Annotated in this window: 17 protein-coding genes; 1 reads left to right on the top strand and 16 read right to left on the bottom strand. The window is 54.1% G+C overall.

Annotated elements, in window-relative coordinates; translation table 11 throughout:
* Positions 1 to 76 precede the first annotated feature (76 nt).
* Positions 77 to 313 carry a hypothetical protein gene (locus tag VFT64_03615; protein ID HEU5046909.1) on the top strand — a complete coding sequence of 79 codons (237 nt, stop codon included), beginning with the start codon at positions 77 to 79 and terminating at the stop codon, positions 311 to 313.
* A 20-nt stretch (positions 314 to 333) separates the two neighbouring features.
* Here the strand turns inward: VFT64_03615 and VFT64_03620 are convergent, their stop codons facing one another.
* The 16 genes from VFT64_03620 to dnaN all read right to left on the bottom strand — a co-directional run bounded on the left by VFT64_03620 (position 334) and on the right by dnaN (position 22647).
* Complete coding sequence (locus VFT64_03620) at positions 334 to 579, bottom strand: hypothetical protein (GenBank protein HEU5046910.1); 246 nt, start codon at positions 577 to 579, stop codon at positions 334 to 336.
* 426 nt (positions 580 to 1005) lie between these two features.
* On the bottom strand, positions 1006 to 5196 hold the full coding sequence (gene rpoC, locus VFT64_03625) for a DNA-directed RNA polymerase subunit beta' (GenBank protein ID HEU5046911.1): 4191 nt from the start codon (positions 5194 to 5196) through the stop codon (positions 1006 to 1008).
* 93 nt (positions 5197 to 5289) lie between these two features.
* Entirely contained in the window at positions 5290 to 9399 is a 4110-nt protein-coding gene (gene rpoB, locus VFT64_03630) for a DNA-directed RNA polymerase subunit beta (protein ID HEU5046912.1), read from the bottom strand.
* Positions 9400 to 9564: 165 nt separating this feature from the next.
* Entirely contained in the window at positions 9565 to 9945 is a 381-nt protein-coding gene (gene rplL, locus VFT64_03635; protein ID HEU5046913.1) for a 50S ribosomal protein L7/L12, read from the bottom strand.
* Positions 9946 to 10154: 209 nt separating this feature from the next.
* Positions 10155 to 11852, bottom strand: a complete 1698-nt coding sequence (locus VFT64_03640; GenBank protein ID HEU5046914.1) for a methyl-accepting chemotaxis protein — start codon at positions 11850 to 11852, stop codon at positions 10155 to 10157.
* A 224-nt stretch (positions 11853 to 12076) separates the two neighbouring features.
* Positions 12077 to 13360 carry a carbohydrate porin gene (locus VFT64_03645; protein ID HEU5046915.1) on the bottom strand — a complete coding sequence of 428 codons (1284 nt, stop codon included), beginning with the start codon at positions 13358 to 13360 and terminating at the stop codon, positions 12077 to 12079.
* 197 nt (positions 13361 to 13557) lie between these two features.
* Complete coding sequence (locus VFT64_03650) at positions 13558 to 13815, bottom strand: DUF2282 domain-containing protein (protein ID HEU5046916.1); 258 nt, start codon at positions 13813 to 13815, stop codon at positions 13558 to 13560.
* Positions 13816 to 14053: 238 nt separating this feature from the next.
* Positions 14054 to 15592 carry an ATP-binding protein gene (locus VFT64_03655; GenBank protein HEU5046917.1) on the bottom strand — a complete coding sequence of 513 codons (1539 nt, stop codon included), beginning with the start codon at positions 15590 to 15592 and terminating at the stop codon, positions 14054 to 14056.
* A 13-nt stretch (positions 15593 to 15605) separates the two neighbouring features.
* Positions 15606 to 16592, bottom strand: a complete 987-nt coding sequence (locus VFT64_03660; protein ID HEU5046918.1) for a PAS domain-containing protein — start codon at positions 16590 to 16592, stop codon at positions 15606 to 15608.
* A 17-nt stretch (positions 16593 to 16609) separates the two neighbouring features.
* Positions 16610 to 17680 (bottom strand): flagellar biosynthesis protein FlhB, encoded by a 1071-nt coding sequence (gene flhB / locus VFT64_03665; GenBank protein HEU5046919.1) that lies wholly within the window; start codon positions 17678 to 17680, stop codon positions 16610 to 16612.
* A 111-nt stretch (positions 17681 to 17791) separates the two neighbouring features.
* Positions 17792 to 18556: a flagellar biosynthetic protein FliR gene (locus VFT64_03670; protein HEU5046920.1), complete on the bottom strand. Its 765-nt coding sequence runs from the start codon at positions 18554 to 18556 to the stop codon at positions 17792 to 17794.
* A gap of 39 nt (positions 18557 to 18595) precedes the next feature.
* A complete protein-coding gene (gene fliQ, locus VFT64_03675) occupies positions 18596 to 18931 on the bottom strand; it encodes a flagellar biosynthesis protein FliQ (GenBank protein ID HEU5046921.1) in 336 nt (111 codons plus the stop codon).
* A gap of 29 nt (positions 18932 to 18960) precedes the next feature.
* Positions 18961 to 19563 (bottom strand): hypothetical protein, encoded by a 603-nt coding sequence (locus VFT64_03680; protein ID HEU5046922.1) that lies wholly within the window; start codon positions 19561 to 19563, stop codon positions 18961 to 18963.
* A 99-nt stretch (positions 19564 to 19662) separates the two neighbouring features.
* Complete coding sequence (recF, locus tag VFT64_03685; protein ID HEU5046923.1) at positions 19663 to 20775, bottom strand: DNA replication/repair protein RecF; 1113 nt, start codon at positions 20773 to 20775, stop codon at positions 19663 to 19665.
* Positions 20776 to 20839: 64 nt separating this feature from the next.
* On the bottom strand, positions 20840 to 21463 hold the full coding sequence (locus tag VFT64_03690; GenBank protein ID HEU5046924.1) for a hypothetical protein: 624 nt from the start codon (positions 21461 to 21463) through the stop codon (positions 20840 to 20842).
* Between the two features lie 65 nt (positions 21464 to 21528).
* The gene (gene dnaN, locus VFT64_03695) at positions 21529 to 22647 is read right to left on the bottom strand and encodes a DNA polymerase III subunit beta (protein ID HEU5046925.1); all 1119 of its coding nucleotides are present in this window, start codon (positions 22645 to 22647) and stop codon (positions 21529 to 21531) included.
* Positions 22648 to 22781 lie beyond the last annotated feature (134 nt).

Consider the following 22781-nt stretch of genomic DNA (forward strand, 5'->3'; position numbering starts at 1 on the left):
TGATTTCTGAACAGAACCTATTAACAAAACCGCAGGTTGCTTGTAAAATTATTGATATAAATCAGCGGCAAGGTATATGGACCGGATTTTTTACATCAATGTTTTCTGCGACCGGCACGGGGAAATCCATTATTCGAGCGAAGAATTCAGCATATATCAGAATAGGATAGAGAGCCTGAATGAGGTGCTGGACGATGCGCTGCGGCTTGTGGCGCTCGAGGAATGGAGCTATATCGGCACTTTAAGCTCAGATGCAGGTATATCTGCAATTATAACAGAGGAGATGAGTAAGCTGCGCGCAAGTCAGTCATAATCTGCTGCCCTCATTGAATACTATCGTACGATAACGACAGGAGGGGGGAGCGGGGTAAGCGTTGCTTTCTCTTTTTCCGTAACAACGGAATTATCTGCAGTGTCTTCGATCCAGCTTATGGAATAAGGACGTTCTGTAAGATTAATTGTCCAGTACGCAGTCATGCTACCCTTTACAATATAGTGTGCACCTGGTTTTGCATCGAGCACGATGAGACTTCTGGTAACACCGTAACCGTTTGTGGCTAATACGGTAACGGTATGCATGCCCGGCTCTAACAAGATGGTATGATTATAACAATTCCGCATACTTTGCACATACGAGCACTCCTTATCCTTAACAAATACACCGTCAATTTCTGTTACATGCCAATATTGATTCGCCTGTATAAGGCCTGGATTGACAAGTGAACCGGTGATGGTCGCGTTTTTTGCGCTGGGAGCGGGCGGCATATATTCAGACAATGAATCTTCTGAAGGGGGAGTACTGTGTGGAGCGCATCCAATAAGAACGACGCAAAAAAGAAGAGCAAAAAACTGGCGGTTAGAGAAGGCGAATCTAAAATTCATTACTAATCCTATCTGTCGATCTCGCCAACATGTAGCAAACCGGCACGATTATGCAATATATTATCCGAACATGAAAAAAGGCCGCACGAAGCGGCCTTTTCTCGTTTTGCGTTAAGCAATCACCTAGCTGCCGGTAAGAGCAGCGGGATGATCGTCGCCGGAATCGTTCTGATTTGCGGCATTCTGATCGTCCAGCAGCTTGTCCTGTGCCTTGGCGATTTTCTTCATGCGCATCATCTGCGCACCCGTACCGGCCGGAATCAGGCGACCTACGATCACGTTTTCTTTCAGGCCCGTGAGCGTATCGATCTTGCCTGCCACTGCGGCTTCGGTAAGCACGCGGGTGGTTTCCTGGAACGATGCGGCCGAGATGAACGAACGTGTCTGCAAGCTGGCTTTCGTGATACCCTGCAGAACCGGGATGGCGCTGGCGGGGCGGAAGCCTTCGGCAATCGTCTTCGCGTTCACATGTTCGAACTCCTCGCGGTCGACCAGTTCTCCCGTGAGGAAGGTGGTTTCGCCCGGTTCGGTGATTTCGATCTTCTGCAGCATCTGGCGCACGATAACTTCGATATGCTTGTCGTTGATGGCTACGCCCTGCAGACGATAAACCTGCTGCACTTCATTGACCATGTAACGAGCAAGCGCTTCGACGCCCATGACGCGCAGGATGTCATGCGGAACGGGGTTGCCGTCCATAAGCAGGTCACCCTTCATGACGTAATCGCCTTCATGCACGGTGATATGCTTGCCCTTCGGGATCATATATTCGATCGGCTCAAGGTTCGCGTCTTTCGGACGAACGATGATACGGCGCTTGGTCTTGTAGTCCTTACCGAACTCGATAACGCCTTCCACTTCGCTGATGATCGCGTGATCCTTCGGCTTGCGCGCTTCGAACAGTTCGGCCACACGCGGCAGACCGCCGGTGATGTCACGGGTCTTGGTCGATTCACGCGGGATACGTGCCAGTACGTCACCGCTATGCACGCGCTGTCCGTCGGTGACGGAGAGGATCGCGTTCACAGGCAGGAAGTAACGGGCTTCGAGGCCGTTGGCGAGCGTCAGGATTTCACCTGCATCGTCACGCAGGGCGATGCGCGGTTTCAGATCCGCACCGCGGGTCTGCTGGCGCCAATCGATAATGACCTTGCTTGCGATACCGGTTGCTTCGTCCATGACTTCACGCAGAGAAACGCTTTCCACGAGGTCGCGGTAATGAGCGATACCGGACTTTTCCGTGATGATCGGAATCGTATACGGATCCCACTCAGCGAGCTTCTCGCCTTTCTTCACTTTCGCGCCTTCGGCAGCCAGTACGCGTGCGCCGTAAGGCACTTTGAAGCGTGCACGTTCGCGGGACTGCTCGTCCTTCAGGATGATTTCGCACGTACGGCTCATCACCACCTGACGGCCCTGGCTGTCCTTCACAACGTTCTTATTGGAAAGATGCAGGCTGGCATCATGCGTAGCTTCAACGCTGGAAACTTCCGCGCCGCGCTGTGCCGCACCGCCGATATGGAACGTACGCATCGTAAGCTGCGTACCCGGTTCGCCGATGGACTGAGCGGCAATAACGCCGACTGCTTCACCGTGATTGACCGGAGTACCGCGTGCGAGATCGCGACCATAGCAGCGTGCGCACACGCCGGATTCGCTTTCGCAGGTCAGCACCGAGCGGATCAGCACGGATTCGATACCGGCTTCGTCGATCTGCTCAACGGTCTTTTCTTCGATCAGGTCGCCAGCGGTTACGATCAGGTCGCCGTTAACCGGGTGACGAACGTCCTTAGCCGAGGTACGGCCCAGAATGCCATCTGACAGGGTAACGATGATTTCACCGCCTTCGATAACCGGCTTCGCTACGATACCTTTGGAGGTGCCGCAATCGTCTTCGGTCACGATGCAGTCCTGTGCAACGTCTACAAGACGACGGGTCAGGTAACCGGAGTTAGCAGTCTTAAGCGCCGTGTCGGCCAGACCTTTACGGGCGCCGTGCGAAGAGTTGAAGTATTCAAGTACGGTCAGACCTTCCTTGAAGTTCGAGATAATCGGCGTTTCGATGATTTCGCCCGACGGTTTGGCCATCAGACCGCGCATACCAGCCAGCTGGCGGATCTGGGCAGCCGAACCACGCGCACCGGAGTTCGCCATCATGTAGATCGCGTTGATGTCACGTGCACGCTTTTTAACGGCGTTGGGGCTCGTGCCTGCGATCTGCTTCATCATGTCGTCGGCAACCACTTCGGTGCACTTCGACCATGCGTCGATCACCTTGTTGTACTTTTCACCCGTGGTGATGAGACCGTCAGCATATTGCTGCTCGAACTGCTTCACTTCGGAAAGCGTATGCGCAATGTGCTTGCCTTTGGTTTCCGGAACGATCATGTCGTCCTTGCCGAACGAGATGCCGGCGCGGCAGGCGTGAGCGAAGCCCAGGCCCATCATGCGGTCGGCGAAAATCACGGCTTCCTTCTGGCCGCAGTGACGGTACACCGCGTCGATCAGGTTACTGATTTCCTTCTTCGTCATGAGCTTGTTGACATGCGCGAAAGTCAGCTGGCGGTTGCGCGGCAGCAGTTCGGAGATGAGCATGCGGCCGGGGGTGGATTCTACGATTTCAACTTTCGGTTCGCCTGTTTCGTCGATGGAACGGAAGCGGCATTTGATCTTCGTATGCAGCGTGACGACCTTATTATCGAGCGCCTGCTGAACTTCGGCAACGTCGGTGAATGCCATGCCTTCACCCGGTTCGCCTTCGGAGACGAGCGACAGGTAGTACAGACCCAGCACGATATCCTGCGACGGTACGATGATCGGCTTACCGTTGGAGGGCGACAGGATGTTGTTGGTCGACATCATCAGCACGCGTGCTTCAAGCTGCGCTTCGATGGAGAGCGGAACGTGAACGGCCATCTGGTCGCCGTCGAAGTCCGCGTTGAATGCCGTACAGACGAGTGGGTGCAGCTGAATGGCTTTGCCTTCGATCAGCACAGGCTCGAACGCCTGGATGCCCAGACGGTGAAGCGTCGGAGCGCGGTTCAGCATGACCGGGTGCTCGCGGATGACTTCGTCGAGGATATCCCATACTTCCGGACGCTCGGATTCAACCATGCGCTTGGCGGCTTTCAGGGTGGTGGAGATGCCGTACAGTTCAAGCTTCGCGTAGATGAACGGCTTGAACAGTTCGAGCGCCATTTTCTTCGGCAGGCCGCACTGGTGCAGCTTGAGTTCCGGACCGACCACGATAACCGAACGGCCGGAATAGTCGACGCGCTTACCGAGCAGGTTCTGACGGAAGCGGCCCTGCTTACCTTTCAGCATATCGCTCATGGATTTCAGCGGACGCTTGTTGGCGCCGGTGATGATGCGGCCGCGGCGGCCGTTATCGAACAGCGCGTCCACAGCTTCCTGCAGCATGCGCTTTTCGTTGCGCACAATGATGTCCGGAGCGCGCAGTTCGATCAGGCGCTTCAGACGGTTGTTACGGTTGATCACGCGGCGGTACAGATCGTTCAGGTCCGAGGTCGCGAAACGGCCGCCATCCAGCGGAACGAGCGGGCGCAGTTCGGGCGGGATCACAGGAATCACTTCCATGACCATCCATTCCGGACGGTTGTCGGATTCGATGAACGCTTCAACGAGCTTCAGGCGCTTTACGAGCTTTTTGCGCTTGGCTTCCGAAGTGGTTTCAGAAAGGTCGGCACGCAGGGTTGCTTTTTCCGTCTTCAGGTCGATGGCGGACAGCATCGTGCGGATCGCTTCCGCGCCGATCTGGGCGGTGAAAGCGTTTTCGCCGTACTGGTCCTGTGCGTCGTAATACTGGTCTTCGGTCATCAGCTCGCCCTTGGAGAAGGGGGTGAGGCCCGGTTCAACGACCATGTAATTTTCGAAATAGAGAACCTTTTCGAGATCCTTCAGCGTCATGTCGAGCAGACCGCCGATACGGCTGGGCAGGGACTTCATGAACCAGATATGAGCGACCGGCGCAGCCAGGTCGATATGGCCCATGCGCTCACGGCGCACTTTGGAAGTGGTAACTTCCACGCCGCACTTTTCGCAGATGATGCCGCGGTACTTCATGCGCTTGTATTTGCCGCACAAGCATTCGTAATCCTTGATCGGGCCGAAAATGCGCGAGCAGAACAGGCCGTCGCGTTCCGGCTTGAACGTACGGTAGTTGATCGTCTCCGGCTTCTTGACTTCGCCGAAAGACCAGGAACGGATGTTCTCCGGGCTTGCGATGGAAATCTTGATTTCGTCAAACTGCTTGGTAGCGGAGATTTGACCGAAGTAGCTCATCATTTCGTTCATGTGTTTTCTCTCTTCTGAGGTTCTTAAAGTGCCGGGAGGCAGATTCCGCGGGCCCTATTGCCCTGACGTAATCCACCCCCTGAGACCTGTTTCTTATGCTTCGCGTTCAGCCAGTTCCACGTTGAGGCAGAGCGACCGCAATTCCTTGACCATAACGTGGAAGGATTCCGGTATGCCTGACTCGAAAGAGTGGTCGCCGCGTACGATCGACTCGTAAACCTTGCCGCGGCCTGCCACGTCGTCCGACTTGACAGTGAGCATTTCCTGCAGCGCATAAGCAGCGCCGTAAGCCTGCAGTGCCCAGCATTCCATTTCCCCGAAACGCTGTCCGCCGAACTGGGACTTACCGCCCAGCGGCTGCTGGGTAACGAGCGAGTACGGCCCGATGGAACGTGCGTGGATCTTGTCGTCGACAAGGTGGTGCAGCTTGAGCATGTAGATGTAGCCCACGGTTACCTTGCGGTCGAACTGTTCGCCGGTACGACCGTCGATCAGCGTCACCTGTCCGGAAGAATCCAGACCTGCTTTTTCAAGCCACTTGACGATGTCATCTTCCTTCGCGCCGTCGAATACCGGGGTTGCGAACGGAACACCCTTACGCAGATTGCCGGCAAGTTCGAGCACTTCGGAGTCGTTCATGCCTTTGATTTCCGTGCTGATGCCCTTTTCGTCGTAAACTTCGACGAGCGTATCGCGGACGGAATCGGCAGCCTTTTTGCTGTTCATGTTGTCCAGCATAGCACCGATCTTGCGGCCGAGACCTGCAGACGCCCAACCCAGATGGGTTTCAAGAATCTGGCCCACGTTCATACGCGAAGGTACGCCCAGCGGGTTCAGCACGATGTCAACCGGCGTGCCGTCTTCGAGGTACGGCATGTCTTCGATCGGCACGATACGGGAGATAACACCCTTGTTACCGTGACGGCCTGCCATTTTGTCACCCGGCTGGAGCTTACGCTTAACGGCCACGAATACCTTGACCATTTTGAGCACGCCCGGCGGCAGATCGTCTCCGCTCTGTACTTTGCCGACTTTTTCTTCGAAGCGGGCATTGAGCTGGCCGACAACTTTGTCGAGCTGCTTCTTGAGCTTTTCAACTTCCTGCATCGCTTTGTCGTCATCCACCGCGATGTGCCACAGCTGGTGCTTCGGCGTCGTGGTGAATACGTCTTCGGTCACGGTCTTGGCTTTGAAGTTCTTCGGACCGCTGGTGACGTTCTTACCCAGCAGCAGCTCTTTCAGGCGGCTGTAAGCATAGCGTTCGATGATGGCGCGTTCGTCGTCACGGTCTTTCGAAAGGCGTTCGATTTCCGCCTTTTCAATTGCCAGAGCGCGTTCGTCTTTTTCAATGCCGCGGCGGGAGAAGATGCGCACGCCGACGATCGTTCCGGTTACGCCCGGGGGCAGGCGGAGCGAGGAGTCGCGTACGTCCGAAGCCTTTTCACCGAAGATGGCGCGCAGGAGCTTTTCTTCCGGCGTCATCGGGGATTCGGATTTCGGAGTGACTTTCCCGACGAGAATGTCACCGGCTTTCACTTCAGCGCCGATATGCACAACGCCGATTTCGTCCAGGTTCTTCAGGCCTTCTTCACCGACGTTCGGAATATCGCGAGTGATTTCTTCGCTGCCGAGCTTGGTGTCGCGTGCCATGACTTCGAACTCTTCGATATGGATCGAAGTGAACACGTCTTCAGCTACAAGCTTCTCGGAGATCAGGATCGAGTCTTCGAAATTGTAACCGTTCCACGGCATGAACGCGACCATCACGTTATGGCCGAGTGCGAGTTCGCCCAGATCCGTGGACGGACCGTCAGCGATAATGTCGCCGGCTTTCACAACGTCACCTACGCGCACCAGCGGACGCTGGTTGATACAGGTGCTCTGGTTGCTGCGCTGGAACTTGAGCAGGTTGTAGATGTCTACGCCCGGGGAACCGTCTTTACCGGCTTCCGTGGTGCGGATAACGATACGTGCTGCGTCTACCTGGTCGATCACGCCGCTGTGTTTCGCAACGGTGGTTACGCCGGAGTCACGTGCCACAACGTCTTCCATGCCGGTGCCGACGAGCGGCGCTTCGGTACGGATGAGCGGTACGGCCTGACGCTGCATGTTCGAGCCCATCAGCGCGCGGTTCGCGTCGTCGTTCTCAAGGAACGGAATCAGCGATGCTGCAACGGAAACGAGCTGCTTCGGCGCAACGTCGATATAATCGATCGAGTCCGGCGTTGCCATGATGTAGTCACCGGCTTTACGGCAGGAAACCAGATCGTCAGCGAAGCTGCCGTTTTTATCCAGCACAGAGTTTGCCTGAGCGATGGTGTATTTGCCTTCTTCGATAGCGGACAGATACACAACCTCGGACGTTACCTTGCCATTGTTGATCTTGCGGTACGGGGTTTCGATGAAACCGTACTTGTTCACGCGGGCATAGGTAGCCATGGAGTTGATCAGACCGATATTCGGACCTTCCGGCGTTTCGATCGGGCAGATACGGCCGTAATGAGTCGGATGCACGTCGCGCACTTCGAAGCCTGCGCGTTCGCGGGTAAGACCGCCCGGCCCAAGCGCCGAAAGACGACGCTTATGCGTGATTTCAGACAACGGGTTCGTCTGGTCCATGAACTGCGACAGCTGCGAGGAGCCGAAGAATTCGCGTACGGCAGCAGCCACCGGCTTCGCATTCACGAGATCGTGCGGCATGACGGTGTCGATGTCCACGGAGCTCATGCGTTCGATGATGCTGCGTTCCATACGCAGCAGGCCGATGCGGTACTGGTTTTCCATCAATTCACCGACGGAACGTACGCGGCGGTTGCCCAGATGGTCGATATCGTCGATTTCGCCGATACCGTCTTTAAGCTGTACGAGCGTTTTAACGACGCCTACGATGTCTTCTTTCGTCAGCGTGCCGAGATCTTCGGGGAAGCTGAGGTCGAGGCGTGCATTGAGCTTCACGCGGCCGACAGCCGAGAGGTCATAACGCTCGATTTCGAAGAACAGCGACTTGAACAAAGCTTCAGCAGCTTCGAGCGTGGTCGGTTCGCCCGGGCGCATTACGCGGTAAATGTCGATCAGCGCATCTTCGCGGCTGGTGTTTTTGTCGAGCACGAGCGTATTGCGGATATACGCACCGATATTGACATGGTCGATATCCAGGACCGGAATTTCCTTCACGTCGCTTGCATCGAGCGCGGCAATCTTCTGTTTGGTCAGCTCGTCACCGGCTTCAACATAGATTTCGCCCGTCTTCTCGTTGATGAGGTCGGTGGCGAAATATTTGCCGATCAGCTGATCGTCAGAGAACAGGATGTCTTTCAGACCTTCTTCCGCGAGCTTCTTAGCCATACGGACATTGATCTTCTTGCCGGCTTCGAGAACTTTCTTGCCGGTTTTCGCGTCTACGAGATCGTGGGTGAGCTTGATGCCCTTCCAGCTTTCCGGCGTGAATTTCGCAGTCCAGCCGTTCTTGTGGCGCTTGTAGATCACTTTGCTGTAGAAAGTGTCGAGTATTTCTTCCGTGGACATGTCCAGTGCGCGCAGCAGGGACGTAACCGGAATCTTGCGGCGACGGTCGATACGAACATAGACGACGTCTTTAGCGTCGAATTCGAAGTCGAGCCAGGAACCACGGTACGGAATGACGCGGGCGGAGAACAGGATTTTGCCCGAGCTGTGCGATTTGCCGTTGTCATGATCGAAGAATACGCCCGGCGAACGGTGCATCTGCGATACGATTACGCGCTCGGTGCCGTTGATGATGAACGTGCCATTGTCGGTCATGAGCGGAATGTCGCCCATGTAAACGTCCTGTTCCTTGATGTCCTTGATTTCACGCGCGCCGGTGTCCGCGTCCACGATCCAGACGATCAGGCGCAGCGTGACACGCAGGGGAGCGGCGAAGTTGATGCCGCGCTGACGGCACTCTTCAATATCATACTTGGGTTCGTCGAATTCATATTTTACGAATTCGAGCGTGGAGGTTTCTGCGAAATCCTTAATCGGGAAGACGCTCTTGAAAACGGTCTGGAGACCCTGTTCGCTACGTTTTTCGCTGGGGACGAAGCGCTGGAGGAACTGTTCATAAGAGTTCTTCTGCACTTCAATAAGATTCGGCATTGCGGTGATGGAAGCGATGCGCCCGAAGGAACGTCTGATACGCTTGCGAGAAGTGAAGGAATGGCTGGAGACTGCGGATTGCACCATGGTAAGCCCTTCTATATATATCTTTACACCCGGATTGATGGCGGAATCCGGTATCTAATACTTAAATCGATCAAAAACACTACAAGTTGAAACGCCGGAGTCGACACACCACAATCCTATCGGAACGTGGCAGCGCACTCCGGCATAAGCATAATCTACAAAAGATTACTTAACTTCAACTTTTGCACCGTTATCTTCAAGAACTTTCTTGATTTTGGCAGCTTCTTCTTTGTTTACGCCTTCTTTGACAGGCTTCGGAGCGGCTTCAACGAGGTCTTTAGCTTCTTTCAGGCCCAGACCGGTGATAGCGCGAACTTCTTTAATGATGTTGATCTTGTTCGGACCTGCATCAGCGAGAATCACGTTGAATTCGGTCTTTTCTTCAGCGGCAGCAGCGCCAGCGCCAGCGCCCGGAGCAGCAGCAACAGCTACCGGAGCAGCAGCGGAAACGCCCCACTTTTCTTCGAGCATTTTGGAAAGTTCAGCAGCTTCGATAACAGTCAGAGCCGACAGGTTATCAACGATTTGTGCGAGATTGGCAGACATTTGGTTCACCTCTATAATTTATTCAAGATTTTTCAGGCGGTTTTCCGTTTGAGGCAGACTGACTCTGAAACAAGGTGGTGCTTTATAGCGTAAACTTACCCGAATGCAAAGGAATTTTTTGTAAATCGTAAAAATTTTTTATTTACCGGCTTCAGGCCGTAGGATTGCGTTGAGGGCAAGCGGTTATAAAACCGAAATAAATGAAAGTGTTAATTTTTAATATTTTCCAGAAATAAACCAACTTTCTGCTGGAGCATTTCGGATTGCTTCGAAAGTTCCTGGGCGGCATTAAGCACTTCCTTGGCCACATGCCCGGCTTCGGATGCGCCGACGTTAATATTCGTGATGTTCCCGGTAATATTCCTGACACCCTGCGAGGCCTGCTGCATATTGAGCGAGATATTGCCCGTGGCGGCCGACTGCTGCTCTACTGCGGATGCAATGCCGGAAGAATATTGATTCACGTTGCTGATATCCTCACGGATGGAGCGAAGCACCTGCACCACTTCCTGCGAAGCCTGCTGAACGTTGGCAATTTGCCTGGCAATTTCTTCGGTGGCCTTAGTGGTTTGACCGGCAAGATTTTTAACTTCCGATGCAACAACGGCAAAACCCTTACCTGCATCCCCGGCGCGGGCCGACTCAATAGTGGCATTGAGCGCCAGCAGGTTGATCTGTCCGGCAATATTCTGAATCAGTTCCAATATGCCGCTGATCTGAGCGACGGCATTGGCGAGCACCTGGGTGGTTTTATCGGCCTGGCTTGCGCGAGCAACGGTCTCATTGACCAGGGAACCGGATTTGCTGACCTGAGAGGCAATTTCCTTGATAGAGGAAGACATCTGTTCCACCGCAGCCGACACGTTTTGTACGTTGCCGGAAGTCTGCTGCGATGCATTGCTTGCGGTCTCGGATTGTTCTGTAACGGTGGCGACGATCATCTGCATGTTCTCGGCAGTTTGATAAAGCTCTGTGGCAGCGCTGGCAGTCGTGGTGATGATGCTTTGCACGCCGGATTCGAAATCTTCGGCCAGCTTGCGCATCATGGTTTTGCGATCCTGCTCGGTTTGGGTTTTCGCACGTTCCTGCTCGGCACGCATACGCCTGGTTTCTTTTCCCTGATCGCGGAAAACCAGAGCGGCTTTGGCAATATCGCCTACTTCGTCTTTGCGTGTAATACCTTCTATTTCCACGTCGAAATTGGCATTTGCAAGTTCGTCCAACACCTCAACCATATTGTTGATGGGCTTGGTGATTCCGATACGGGTAAGCAGAATTGCCAGCAGAGCAACGCCCAGCAGTCCGCCCAGAACAAAAATATAAGTATTGCGAATCGTGCTGTTCGTCACTTCCATGGCGTCATTGGACGCTTTGTCACTGATTTTGAGGAGCTTATTATTCAGCGCCGAGATATCCACCATCACATCGTGAAGCGCGGGATCGCATTGCTCGTGCATCTGCGTCATCGCTTTTTTAGTGTCGTCCGGATTAGGGGAGGCGGCTAACCGTATCACTTCGCTGCATGGGCCGGTCATTGCAGCATCAAACTTAGCTTCAATAGCCGCAAACGTCTCCTTCTGCGCAGGCATGCCCTTCACGGCATCCTTGAACTTCTTTTTGAAAAACTGTTGAGAATCGCTGATTTCCTTGGAAGCCTTCTGGTCTTCGTCCGGGGTCGTTTCCGTGATCAGCCGGTAGATCGAACGGTCCACATACACCAGATCGCGGTTGGCACGGGCAATGGAGATGCTTGCCCAGGATGGTCCATCCAGAAGATTGCCGTAAGTATCGTCAATATAGCGCATCTTCGTCGTGGCAAAGAATGTGGCGCCAAGCGCAACGAGGGCCATAAGCCCCAAAAGTGCCAGAATCTTCGTCAATATCTTAAAATGTGCCAGCTTAACCATAAACTTCCTATTGTATTGACGATGCTCCGCGCATCAGCGGCAGAATTACCTGCCTCCTGCGCCGGCGCAGTCGGGATCGGTGCTGCCCGGAGTGCAGTCATCCGACCGCCCCCCGCGCGCTTCCGCAACGGTAACGGTAAAGACGGTAGCCAGAAGAACTAAAAGAGTAATAATCTTGCGCACGCTAAGCCTCCATGAATTTTTGCACCTATGCCTTAAGTATATCACAAGCCGAACACGTGTCCGATCTCAAAGTGAATGCCGACGACAAGATCGTTCTTAAGCGTCGGGTCCATGTTCGGATCGATGAAATACTGCACGTCCGGCTGCACCGTTAACCAGTCACATATCTGTGCGCGATAGGTGGCTTCGAAATTGCTTTCGTAATTTTCCACGCCAAGACCCTGCACGGTCTGGCTGTGCTTGTAGGCATTGCTGGTGCCGGAGGTGCTGAATGCGATACCTGCCCGGTCATCCGGGCGGACGGCAAACGGTCCCGTATAGGTCAGGCCCAGATTGATCGTGCGGTTTGCCTGGTTGACGGAGGAATCCGACCAGCCGATCGTGGTGAATGCGTCAATGCCGCGGCCTTCGCCCTGATCGAAAATGCGGGTTGCACCGCCGACATAGCCACCGGAATTGCCGAACTTCTCTTCAACGGAACCATCCGCTGCTGTCGTATCCAGATCGTCAAACTTGCCGGTATAGCCCCAGTAGCCTGCCATCAGTTTCGTGCGGTTCGTCGTGCGGTAATCGACTTCGCCGATCATGAACGCGCCGTAATTGCGGTTGAAATTGATGGTGGTGACTTTCGGATATTTGGGGCTGTCAGGTATGCCGTCCGCAATAGCAGCCTGTACGCTCCAGTTCTTGTCGAACGTATGCCAGTAACGAGCGGCAAGCGCCGTACTGGGATAGGTAGAAACACGGTCTTCCGACTGGTCGAGCGTGGAGGTCCATGCATAAGAACCGCCCATGAACAGACCCATCGGCTTGGTGTTTCCGAAAGCAGTCTGCAAATCGTAAATGCCGAGCACGAAACCATCCTGCGTGCCGATTTCCTGCTTATAATAAGCCTGATAAAGGCGAACCATCTCTGTACCGCCCGTATCGATCAGGCTCTGATCGATATAACCGCCAACATAGTTGGCATCGAGGGATTTGGCCGTATTATAAAAACCAGCCACCTGAAAGCTTGCGCCTTTCCAGCCGAATGCCCTGTCAGCATCCACGTTCATCGCAGCATAGACGTTCTGCATATAAACATTGCCGGTTTTATGGGAACCGTCATTGTGCCATTCTTCACCCGTATACATCAGGTGCAGGCGGTAAGGGGAGGAGTTTTCCTGTCCGGCGGCGGCGCTATCTGCGGCTGCCTGCGCATGCAGGGTGGGGCCGCTTTGCACCGGTGCGGTATCATCTGCTGCTGCGGCTTGTGACAGAGTAGCGGCCGCTACAAGCGCTGTTGTAAAAAGCAGAGCGGAAAAGCAGGTTCCCCTGATACGCATATGAATCCCCTAAGTGATTAACGAATAAACCCGTTTAATATCACATCATAGGGTTAATAAATGGTAAAAATAAAGTGAGCCTTCGGCAGAAATTAACAAAAATAGCCAAAGTGTTTTTTCAGCCACAGATAGGATTGTTAAGATATAAATAGGACCGTCCCTCCGTCTTGATTGACGAAGGAACGGTAAAATGAGGCCTACTGCAGCTTTCCGCCTTCTTTTGCGCAATCGCCTTTAGCCACGAACTTCCAGTCGCTGGGATCGTTATCTTTGGTGGACTGGCCGGCGCAGGAATGCGAGTGACTTGCACTCTTACAGTCATTCTTGCCTGCTTTAGCGATGCCGTAGCATTTTTCTTTCTGGGCGGTCATGGCAGGAGCATCTGCCAGAGCAGAAGCAGCAACGCCGGAAGCGGCGAGAGCGGCAATAGCGGCGGTGATAAGGGCTTTGTTCATAAAATCTCCATTAGGTTAGGGTGGTGAATCCGGAAGCGGACTCACTAGGTAGATTCGTAGGATTTACGAAGATAGTTACATAAAAAATAAAAAGCCATCGCCAAGACATTCCCAAGCCTTTCTTGGGTACGTGGAGGAGTTCTATACGATGACACACGGCGCGAAGTATCTTGCGCAGTAAAGCCAGCAGGCTGAACCCTACAGTTGCTGAAGGCGTCAGGAGCGATTCAATACCCTCCTATCCTCCGATCACTTCCTTCACCTTGCTGGCTAGCTGCTTCAGCGTGAAGGGTTTGGGGAGGAAATTGAACTGCCGTTCGCTGCCGTAATTTTTGACAAACACGTCTTCAGCATAGCCGGAGATGAAAATCACCTTCACGCGCGGGAATTTCGGCGCGACGGTTTCAATCATCGTCGGCCCGTTAATGCCGGGCATGATGACGTCGGTAATGATGACGTCCACATCGTTGCCCTGTTCTTCCATAACCTCGATCGCCATTTCCCCGCAATCGGCTTCCAGAACTGTATAGCCTTTATTGCGTAAGGCACGCGCTGCGAATGCACGCACCGGCGTTTCATCTTCCACCAGCAGCAATGTGCCGCGTCCCGTCAGATCGTCGGTCGCAGCGCGTTCGGCATGCTCGACGGCAGGACGCACTTCTTCCGCCTGATAGCGCTTGAAGAAGATGCTGAAGGTCGTGCCTTCGCCTTCCTGGCTTTTGACATAGATATAGCCGCCGGTCTGCTTGATGATGCCGTAAACGGTCGCAAGGCCAAGCCCTGTGCCGGAGCCCACTTCCTTCGTGGAAAAGAACGGCTCGAAAATCTTCTGCAGGAGCTGGCGGGGAATGCCGGTCCCGGTGTCGATCACCTCGACCAGCACATACTCACCATCGGCAATGGCCTCATCCTCCGTAGGGGAAATCAGGTCGCGGCTGATGCGGTGTCGGCTGTCCACCGTCACATGGCTGGTCTGGATCGTGAGCCTTCCGCCCTTATGCATGGCGTCGCGTGCATTGACGGCGAGGTTGATAAACACCTGTTCCAACTGGCCCTGATCGGCCTTGACCATGCCCAGATCGCGGCCATGCGTCATCTTGAGCTCGATATTCTCACCGATCAGGCGGCGCACCAGGTTGGAAAGCTCGGCCAGCACGTCGGTAATGTCGAGCATCTTGGGCTGAAGCGTCTGGCGGCGCGAAAATGCGAGCAGCTGGCGCACAAGGTTGGCAGCGCGGTTGGCATTCTGCTTGATCTGCATGATATCGGCGAATGACTGGTCGCCCGCAGGGTGGCGCATCAGCAGCAGATCGCAGAAGCCGATCATGGCGGTCAGCAGGTTATTGAAGTCATGCGCGATACCGCCCGCGAGCTGGCCGACTGCCTGCATTTTCTGGGAGTGGGTGAATCGCTGCTCCAGATTCTTCTGTTCCGTGGTGTCGATAAGATGAACCAGAATCTCGCTGCGTCCTTCGCCGAGGCTGCGAATATAGAGCGAGGCCGTGATGAGCTCGTCGGTATTGAGCGTCACCTCCATCGGATGCTGATCGGGAGCCGCACCGGACGCCGCCGCGGCGATGCGCTGCATGGCATCGGTCCGGCAGGTGTCATGGAATACATTGGCGAACGGCCAGCCCGGTGCAATTGGCTGAATACGTGCAAGCCCATGCAGCAGGCTGTTGCTGTGAGCTACAGTGCCATCCGCATTCAGTATGGCAGTGGCAAGCGGGGAGGCGGTTACGAAATCGGCGAGGCTCAGCATGGAATGCTCTGACATATGGGCTTATCGGTTACGGTTGTTGCAGGTCGACAGTTGCGCTGATGCCAAGCGTTTTACCTGCAGCCATCAGCACCTTCTGATGCAGCCTGGCGGCAAGCAGCGTAAGATCTTTTTTGCGCAGCACGACTTCGCCCTGATAGTCTTCCAACAGCATCACGCCGGTATCGTTATGGCCGTATTGGTGGAATATCTGCCGGATCGGAAGCTTTGCCGCAGCAATCTCGCCGTAACCATACCCGAGCCACTGCTCGAATGTTTCATTGATGCTGACGATCCTGCCGACACTGTCAGCCACGAGCAGCCATTGCGGCAGGGTGGAGACGGCATGAGCGAGCGTCTGGGCTACATACTGCAGGTCCTGGTTACCTTCGTTGGATTTAACTTCGGAACGCTTCTCAATATAATTGCGACCGCGGATAATGAAATAACCACGCGGGCGGGTAATGACGTCGATATTCATCACCGCCGTCACCGGCAGGTTTTCCCTATCCTTGAAGGAAAGAATGATATGATCGCTCTTGCCGCCCTTCAGCGAGTTCAGCACTTTCTGAGTGAGATCGGCCGGGGTTTCCATGAAGGCAAGCAGTTCCCACAATGTGCGGTCGCCGCTATCCATGAAAGCCGGGAAGGTTTTCTGGAATCCGGGATCGACATAGAAAATCATGCCTTCGGTATTAACGATAAAGCAGAAGCGCGTGCCGATCTGGGCGGCGGAAGCAAGCATCGCGGTCTGGAATTCCGTCACGAGGATTAGACGGCGGAACCGGTTGATAAAATAAAAGGTGAGCCCGCAGAGTGCGCTGATGCTGAGCAGCAGCACGGTCAGGAAGATAGCGTTAACGGAAGTGTCATTCGTGAGGTAAGCGGTAAAGCAGATGAGATCGAACGCGGCCAGAAAGATGATAACGATAAAGAGAGTGCGGGGAACCCGGTTGCGCACCACAAAACCGGTGCCTTCGAAATTATTCAGAATATTATCGCTGAAGCGGAATGCCATATCGGTTTCTCAAGACGTTATTTGAATCTTCCTTTAAGACGATAAACATAACTTATGATTTCCGCTACTGCTTTATAATGTTCGGCGGGAATTTCTTTGTCAATATCAACGGTTGCATACAACGCTTGGGCGAGCGGCGGGTTTTCCACCAGCGGAATGCCGTGTTCCTTCGCGATCTCTCGGATCTTAAGCGCGATATTGTCCAGACCCTTGGCGACCACGGTAGGTGCGCGCATATTCGTCTGGTCGTATTTCAGCGCAATCGAATAGTGGGTCGGGTTCGTGATGATCACGTCTGCGGTCGGAACGGCGGCCATCATGCGCTTGCGTGAGCGCTCCACGCGAATCTGGCGAATGCGCTGCTTGACCTGCGGATCACCTTCCTGCTGGCGGTATTCGTCTTTGATTTCCTGCTTGGACATGCGCAGGGATTTCATGAACTCATAACGCTGGTACAGATAATCAAATACGGTGATGATGAACATCACGATGCAGATGCCGATCATCATGCGCTTAGCGGTCGTGAAGAGAAAGGCGAGCGTGCCGAAAGTGTTGACGTCCGGCAGCTGCTTGATATGCGGCAGGTAAGGAACTACGCCATAATAAGCGACTGCGCCGACCACGATGAGCTTGATGACGCCTTTGCCGAACTCCGCCAGCGAGCGCGTGGAGAATAGCCGCTCGATGCCTTTGAGCGGGGAAATCTTTTCGAACTTCGGAATAATCGGCTCTACGGAAAATACAAACCGGTTCTGCACGGCGCTGGAAAAGATGATGGCGCAGATGAAGGCGACGAACGGTACGAACAGCACGGCGGCGCAAAGCCACAACGCCTGTTTGAACAGGATGCCCAGCGAATTCGTGTCGAACAGGAAGCTTTCAGGACGCTCGATAAAGACGGAGAGCGATGTCTGTACTTTGTGGAAGGAACCGGGCAGCATCCAGCCCAGCAGCAGCGTGAAGGTAAAGAGAATAAAGAAACTTGTGGCCTCTCGTGACGTGACGGTTTGCCCTCGCTCCGCGGCTTCTTCCAGCCTTTTTCGGGTAGGCTCTTCGGTTTTTTGTGACTCGTCCTGTTCGTCAGCCATAAAAACAATCGTAGGTTAATAACATTGCGAGGGCACGCGGAGGAGCTCTTGCGACGACCCCGCAGGGGAATCCGGGCAGAGCCCGGATGGGGGCGGCGCGCCCCCCATAATCTAAAGATACCCTAAAATAGACATAATCTTCTCACGGTAAAAATCCATATAAAACAGCATCAGGGCGCTGAACGCCGTGATCAGTATGAAAAAGCCGATCAGCACCTGCGGAGCAGTGATGAGAAAGAATATCTGTACCGTCGGCATGAGTCGCGCCAGGATGCCTGCACCCAGAAACAGTAGCGTACCAGCAATGATCAGCGGCGCGGAAAGCTGCACGGCCATGGTGAAGCTCTGGGAGGTGAGGCGGACGATAGTGCCTACGAAATCATTAAGCGGGGGGAAATGCCCCGGCACGAACACCACATAACTTTCCACCACAGCGCGCAGCATCAGGTAATGCAGGCCCATCCCGAATATCATAACGAGCGTTACCAGGCTGAGAAAATTGCCGATAATGGGGCCCTGGCTGCGCTGGTTGGGATCGAAGACTACGGCGGAAGAGACCCCCGCCTGCATGGCGATGATCGAGCCTGCTATATGCATGACCGAAATAAGAATCTTGCACAGGCTGCCGATAAAGATACCGACCAGTACCTCGTTGGCAATGAGCAGCGCCAGTATGATGGAAGAGGAGGGGAGCGGAGGCATTTTGTTCCCCAGCGCAGGCGTGAGTATAAGGCAGATCAGCAGCGCGAAACACAGGCGTATATTGACCGGTACATAGCTCTCCCCGAAGCCGGGCAGTGCCATGATGCCGCTGCCGACACGGCAGAAGATCAGCAGGAAGGCAAATATCTGCGAAACGAGAAAATGCTCAAGCATGTTATTTTCTCCGGCTTACACTGCACCGTACGGCGCGGATCATTCGTCGCTGCCATGGCCGATATCCACGATATGCCCGTACAGCATCGTGTTGAAATCGGTCATCGTGCTAAGCATGAACGGCATCAGGAAGATCAGCGATACGAAAATAATGAATATCTTGGGCACGAAGGTCAGGGTTTGTTCCTGGATCTGCGTGAGCGCCTGGAACAGGGAAATGATAAGGCCCACCACAAGCGAGATCACCATCAGCGGCATCGCCACCTTGAAAAACACGATCAGCGCCTGACGGCCTATTTCCATGATTGTCATCTGGTCCATGGTGGCAGTATAGGGGGACTGGCGGCAAATGACAAGCCATGCGTGGATAGCCAAACAGTGAGCCTAAAGCGTATTATAAAAGCCTATCTGGCAATATCATCGCGACCTTGGGAGGTGGTTTTTCCCACCCACGATCCCGGATTTTCAACTGTACCGCCGCTTGTTTTTTCGTGTTGAGGAATCACGGCATTCGAGCAGTACACATTTTTAAAGAAAGGGAACTCGTCGTGCAGCCACTGATTGGCAGCGCTATGCAATTTCTCATAATAACCGCGTTGGGCTGCTGATTCTGTTGTCCAGAAACTCATATCAACATCGTATTTAATGGTTTCGGGAGTCAATTCTGTCCGCTCGCCAATAGGGTATAAATACATGAAGCCTATATATTCATCCTGGCTGTTGTAAACAGAATAGGCAAATGCCCGGTTATCTCTAAACTCATTACGATGCCGTGTTGCATCCAGTTGATTATCTTCAAGGCTCGTTATTCCTTCCGGCCATGTTCCGCCGCGAGTGCGGCGAATAAATTCATAATTAGAATTGATGGCTTCCAGGTCGGGATTGACATGCTCTATACTAAATGGAACAGCCTTGAGATCTTCAAAATGAAGTGTCTCGGGAGCATGAAATCCTTCTGGAACGACCAGTTCTTTCCGCTGGGGATTGGAGGTGGGAACAGAGGACATGCTAATCCTTGGGTGATATTGGTGCTCTCACGTCACAGTACAGCAAATACGGTTAAGGAGGCAAATTTTTGTTAGGGGGCAGGCACAGTCAGTGTGTGATTATTCACTTCGCTCTACTTTTCCGCTCTCTACCAGGAAATATTGTGCTTCCAATCCGTCGAATACATTACGGTCCGTGCCGGTAAGCCAGCTTTGCGCGCCGATGGCAGTGAGCTCGGCAAACAACGCTTCCCGGCGGGAAATATCGAGATGGGTTGCCACTTCGTCCAGCAGCAGCACGGGCACATGGCCGTGCCAGAGTGCACCTGCGCGTGCCTGTGCAAGGATAATGGAAATAAGCACGGCTTTCTGCTCGCCTGTGGAGCAAAGTTCGGCTGCCATTTGCTTGCCCATATGCAGCACATCCACTTGCGTGCGGTGAATCCCTATCAGGCAGCGCCCGGCGCCAGCATCCTGCGCGCGATTCATTCTCAGCAATTCTTTCAGCTGCTCTTCAGCCGCAAGTGCAGGCCCTTGCGCAAGCAGGGTTTCGGTCTCTCCGCTTAAGGCGATATGCGCTTTGGGAAAGGGGCTTGTACTTAACTGCATCGCATTGTTGAGATGATCGATCGTATGGCTGCGCGCTACGGCAATGGCAACGGCATTTTCGGCCATCTTCTGCTCGAGCGCGGCAAACCAGTAGCCATCGGAATTGCCATTCTGCAGCAGGCGGTTCCGCTCCCGCATGACCTGCTCGTACGCATTGACGCGCGCAGCATGCTCGCTGTCGAAACTGAAAACAAGCCGGTCGATGAAGCGGCGGCGCTCGGAATTGCCTTCGATGAAGAGATTATCCATCTGCGGCGTAAGCCACAATACGGCGAGAATCTGGCCTAAGTCTGTCTGCGCGCGCGCCATTTTGCCGTCAATCTTCACGATCCGTTTGTCCGTATCTGCTTCCCGGCCCGTACCGACGCTGACTTCGCCTTGCTCGCCGGTGAGTTCCGCCGCAATCGCCCAAGGGGCAGGGCTACCTGCCTTATCCATATCTGTAATCTTGGCGCGCCGTATACCACGCCCGGGAGTGAGCAGGGAAATCGCTTCCAGTATATTGGTCTTGCCCGCGCCGTTCGCCCCCAGCAGGACAATCGGGGCAGGGCTGACCTCCAGCCGCGCATACGCATAATTGCGGAAATTGGAAAGGGCCAGGGTCTGGAGGTGAAGAATATGCATTATAAGGCAGAATCAATACCTGACTGCATCCGGGAAGTTAAGGATAAAATGAAGTAGTAGAATATTAACGCCGCGGAGGTAAGGAACTTCGTGAACCGAAACGCTGCGTAAATCCGGAACGTTCAGCCTGTTGGCCAATAGAAAGGGATTCCTCCATCAGGATTTGAGCATAAGCAGGGTCACGTATAGCGGCTTCTGCAAGTGTACCGCGCAGTGGGCCAGCGCCAGTAGGGCGTATATTGGGGAAGGTTTCCGTGATAAAGGCCGAAGTCCGTTCGGATAATGAATTCTGCAACTGCTCCAGCATGCGCGTTTGCTTACGTGGCCGCCCTTCCGTCGTTACCTGCCCTACCGCAGCGATAATGGCATCAATCGCTTTAGCTAATGGCGGATCGATATGGTCCACGGTAAGCAAACATATATGATGAATTGCATTGGTTCTTTGTTCGGGAGTGCGGGCATGGAGGACGCTACTCGCCAGTGCTTTCTGATTTTTCTGTATCCACTCTTTTGCCTTGCCGAAATCATGGGACATTAATCTGCCGCCATATGCCTGACCGTACCAATCCACCGCGGACCAGACGGAATAACGGCTGATAGTTTCCGCCAATACGGAATCTTCTTCACCTAACCTTATGAGTTCTATGGGAGGTTCAAATGCTTCGAAGTGATCTGGCAGATTATCCATACTAAGCCATGTGAGAATTCACTGGCTTAAGTAAAACATATTCAGGTTAACAAGTTGTTAACAAATCACACGCGCATCGGCATGACGACATACAAAGCGCTCACATCCGCCGTGTCGCGCACGAGCGCCGGGGAGGTGCTGTCCGCCAGCACGAACTGGGCGATATCGCCTTCGATCTGGCCCATCATTTCCAGCAGATAGCGGGAGTTGAAGCCGATTTCGACCGGATCAGCGGCGTAGGTGACGTCCACTTCCTCGTTCGCCGTGCCATGTTCGGGGCTGTCAGCGGAGAGGGTGAGCTTGCCCTGGTTGATGGCAAGCCTGATACCGCGGGTCTTTTCCGAAGCGATAGTAGAAACGCGGTCCACGGCTTTGGTGAAGGCACGGCCTTCCACTTCCATGATCTTGTCGTTACCGGTAGGAATAACGCGCTCATAATCCGGGAATGTGCCGTCGATCAGCTTGGACACCAGCACAGCATTGCCGCAGGTGAAGCGGATCTTGCTTTCCGAAAGGGCGATATCCACGTGCGGAACGCCGTCTTCCAGCAGTTTCTTGATTTCGCCGATAGCCTTGCGCGGGATGATGACGCCCGGCATGCCGGATGCGCCTGCGGGCAGGGCGATTTCGATGCGGGCGAGCCTGTGGCCGTCGGTTGCGACACTGCGCAGTACGCCGATGCCCTGGGTTTCAGCGGCATGAAGGTAAATCCCGTTCAGGTAGTAGCGGGTTTCTTCCGTGGAAACCGCGAAGCGGGTCTTGTCGATGAGTGCCGTGCATTCTGCTGCGGTGATACGGAAACTGTGCGGCATATCGCCTTCCGTCATGACCGGGAAATCTTCCACCGGCAGCGTGGCGAGCGAGAAACGGGAGGAGTTGGCGCGGATGATGAGCTTGGAAGCGTCATCCGCACGGGTGATTTCAACCTGTGCGCCGTCCGGCAGCTTACGCACGATGTCATAGAATGTCTGGGCGGGAACCGTGGTATGGCCCGGTTCAGCGACCGTGGCGGCGACCTTCTCTACAACGGCGATGTCCATGTCAGTTGCCGTCAGGTGGAGCGTGTCCCCTGCAGCTTCGATCTTGACATTTGAGAGAATTGGTATAGTGCCTCTGCGTTCAACGACCGACTGTACATGTCCGAGGGCTTTGAGGAGGTTCGCGCGTTCAATGACTATTTTCATATAGGGTTTTCTGCGAGTGTATGATATTCAGCGGAAAACATATAATAGAAAGTAGCCGGTGGCAAGCGGCAAGATAAGAGAGCGGTTGTAAGAAAAACTTGCAGCCTCTCGTGGATACGCGAAGGGGGAGAATC

This window comes from Rickettsiales bacterium, from assembly GCA_035765535.1.
GTDB lineage: Bacteria > Pseudomonadota > Alphaproteobacteria > Rickettsiales > JABCZZ01 > JABCZZ01.

Excerpts from the sequence above, each read along its gene's own strand:
- rpoB (HEU5046912.1), bottom strand. The coding sequence starts at position 9,399 with ATGGTGCAATCCGCAGTCTCCAGCCATTCCTTCACTTCTCGCAAGCGT.
- flhB (HEU5046919.1), bottom strand. The coding sequence starts at position 17,680 with ATGGCTGACGAACAGGACGAGTCACAAAAAACCGAAGAGCCTACCCGA.
- VFT64_03650 (HEU5046916.1), bottom strand. The coding sequence starts at position 13,815 with ATGAACAAAGCCCTTATCACCGCCGCTATTGCCGCTCTCGCCGCTTCC.
- VFT64_03620 (HEU5046910.1), bottom strand. The coding sequence starts at position 579 with ATGCATACCGTTACCGTATTAGCCACAAACGGTTACGGTGTTACCAGA.
- VFT64_03690 (HEU5046924.1), bottom strand. The coding sequence starts at position 21,463 with ATGGATAATCTGCCAGATCACTTCGAAGCATTTGAACCTCCCATAGAA.
- VFT64_03670 (HEU5046920.1), bottom strand. The coding sequence starts at position 18,556 with ATGCTTGAGCATTTTCTCGTTTCGCAGATATTTGCCTTCCTGCTGATC.
- VFT64_03645 (HEU5046915.1), bottom strand. The coding sequence starts at position 13,360 with ATGCGTATCAGGGGAACCTGCTTTTCCGCTCTGCTTTTTACAACAGCG.
- VFT64_03640 (HEU5046914.1), bottom strand. The coding sequence starts at position 11,852 with ATGGTTAAGCTGGCACATTTTAAGATATTGACGAAGATTCTGGCACTT.
- VFT64_03655 (HEU5046917.1), bottom strand. The coding sequence starts at position 15,592 with ATGTCAGAGCATTCCATGCTGAGCCTCGCCGATTTCGTAACCGCCTCC.
- VFT64_03680 (HEU5046922.1), bottom strand. The coding sequence starts at position 19,563 with ATGTCCTCTGTTCCCACCTCCAATCCCCAGCGGAAAGAACTGGTCGTT.
- recF (HEU5046923.1), bottom strand. The coding sequence starts at position 20,775 with ATGCATATTCTTCACCTCCAGACCCTGGCCCTTTCCAATTTCCGCAAT.
- rpoC (HEU5046911.1), bottom strand. The coding sequence starts at position 5,196 with ATGAACGAAATGATGAGCTACTTCGGTCAAATCTCCGCTACCAAGCAG.
- VFT64_03660 (HEU5046918.1), bottom strand. The coding sequence starts at position 16,592 with ATGGCATTCCGCTTCAGCGATAATATTCTGAATAATTTCGAAGGCACC.
- dnaN (HEU5046925.1), bottom strand. The coding sequence starts at position 22,647 with ATGAAAATAGTCATTGAACGCGCGAACCTCCTCAAAGCCCTCGGACAT.
- VFT64_03615 (HEU5046909.1), top strand. The coding sequence starts at position 77 with ATGGACCGGATTTTTTACATCAATGTTTTCTGCGACCGGCACGGGGAA.
- rplL (HEU5046913.1), bottom strand. The coding sequence starts at position 9,945 with ATGTCTGCCAATCTCGCACAAATCGTTGATAACCTGTCGGCTCTGACT.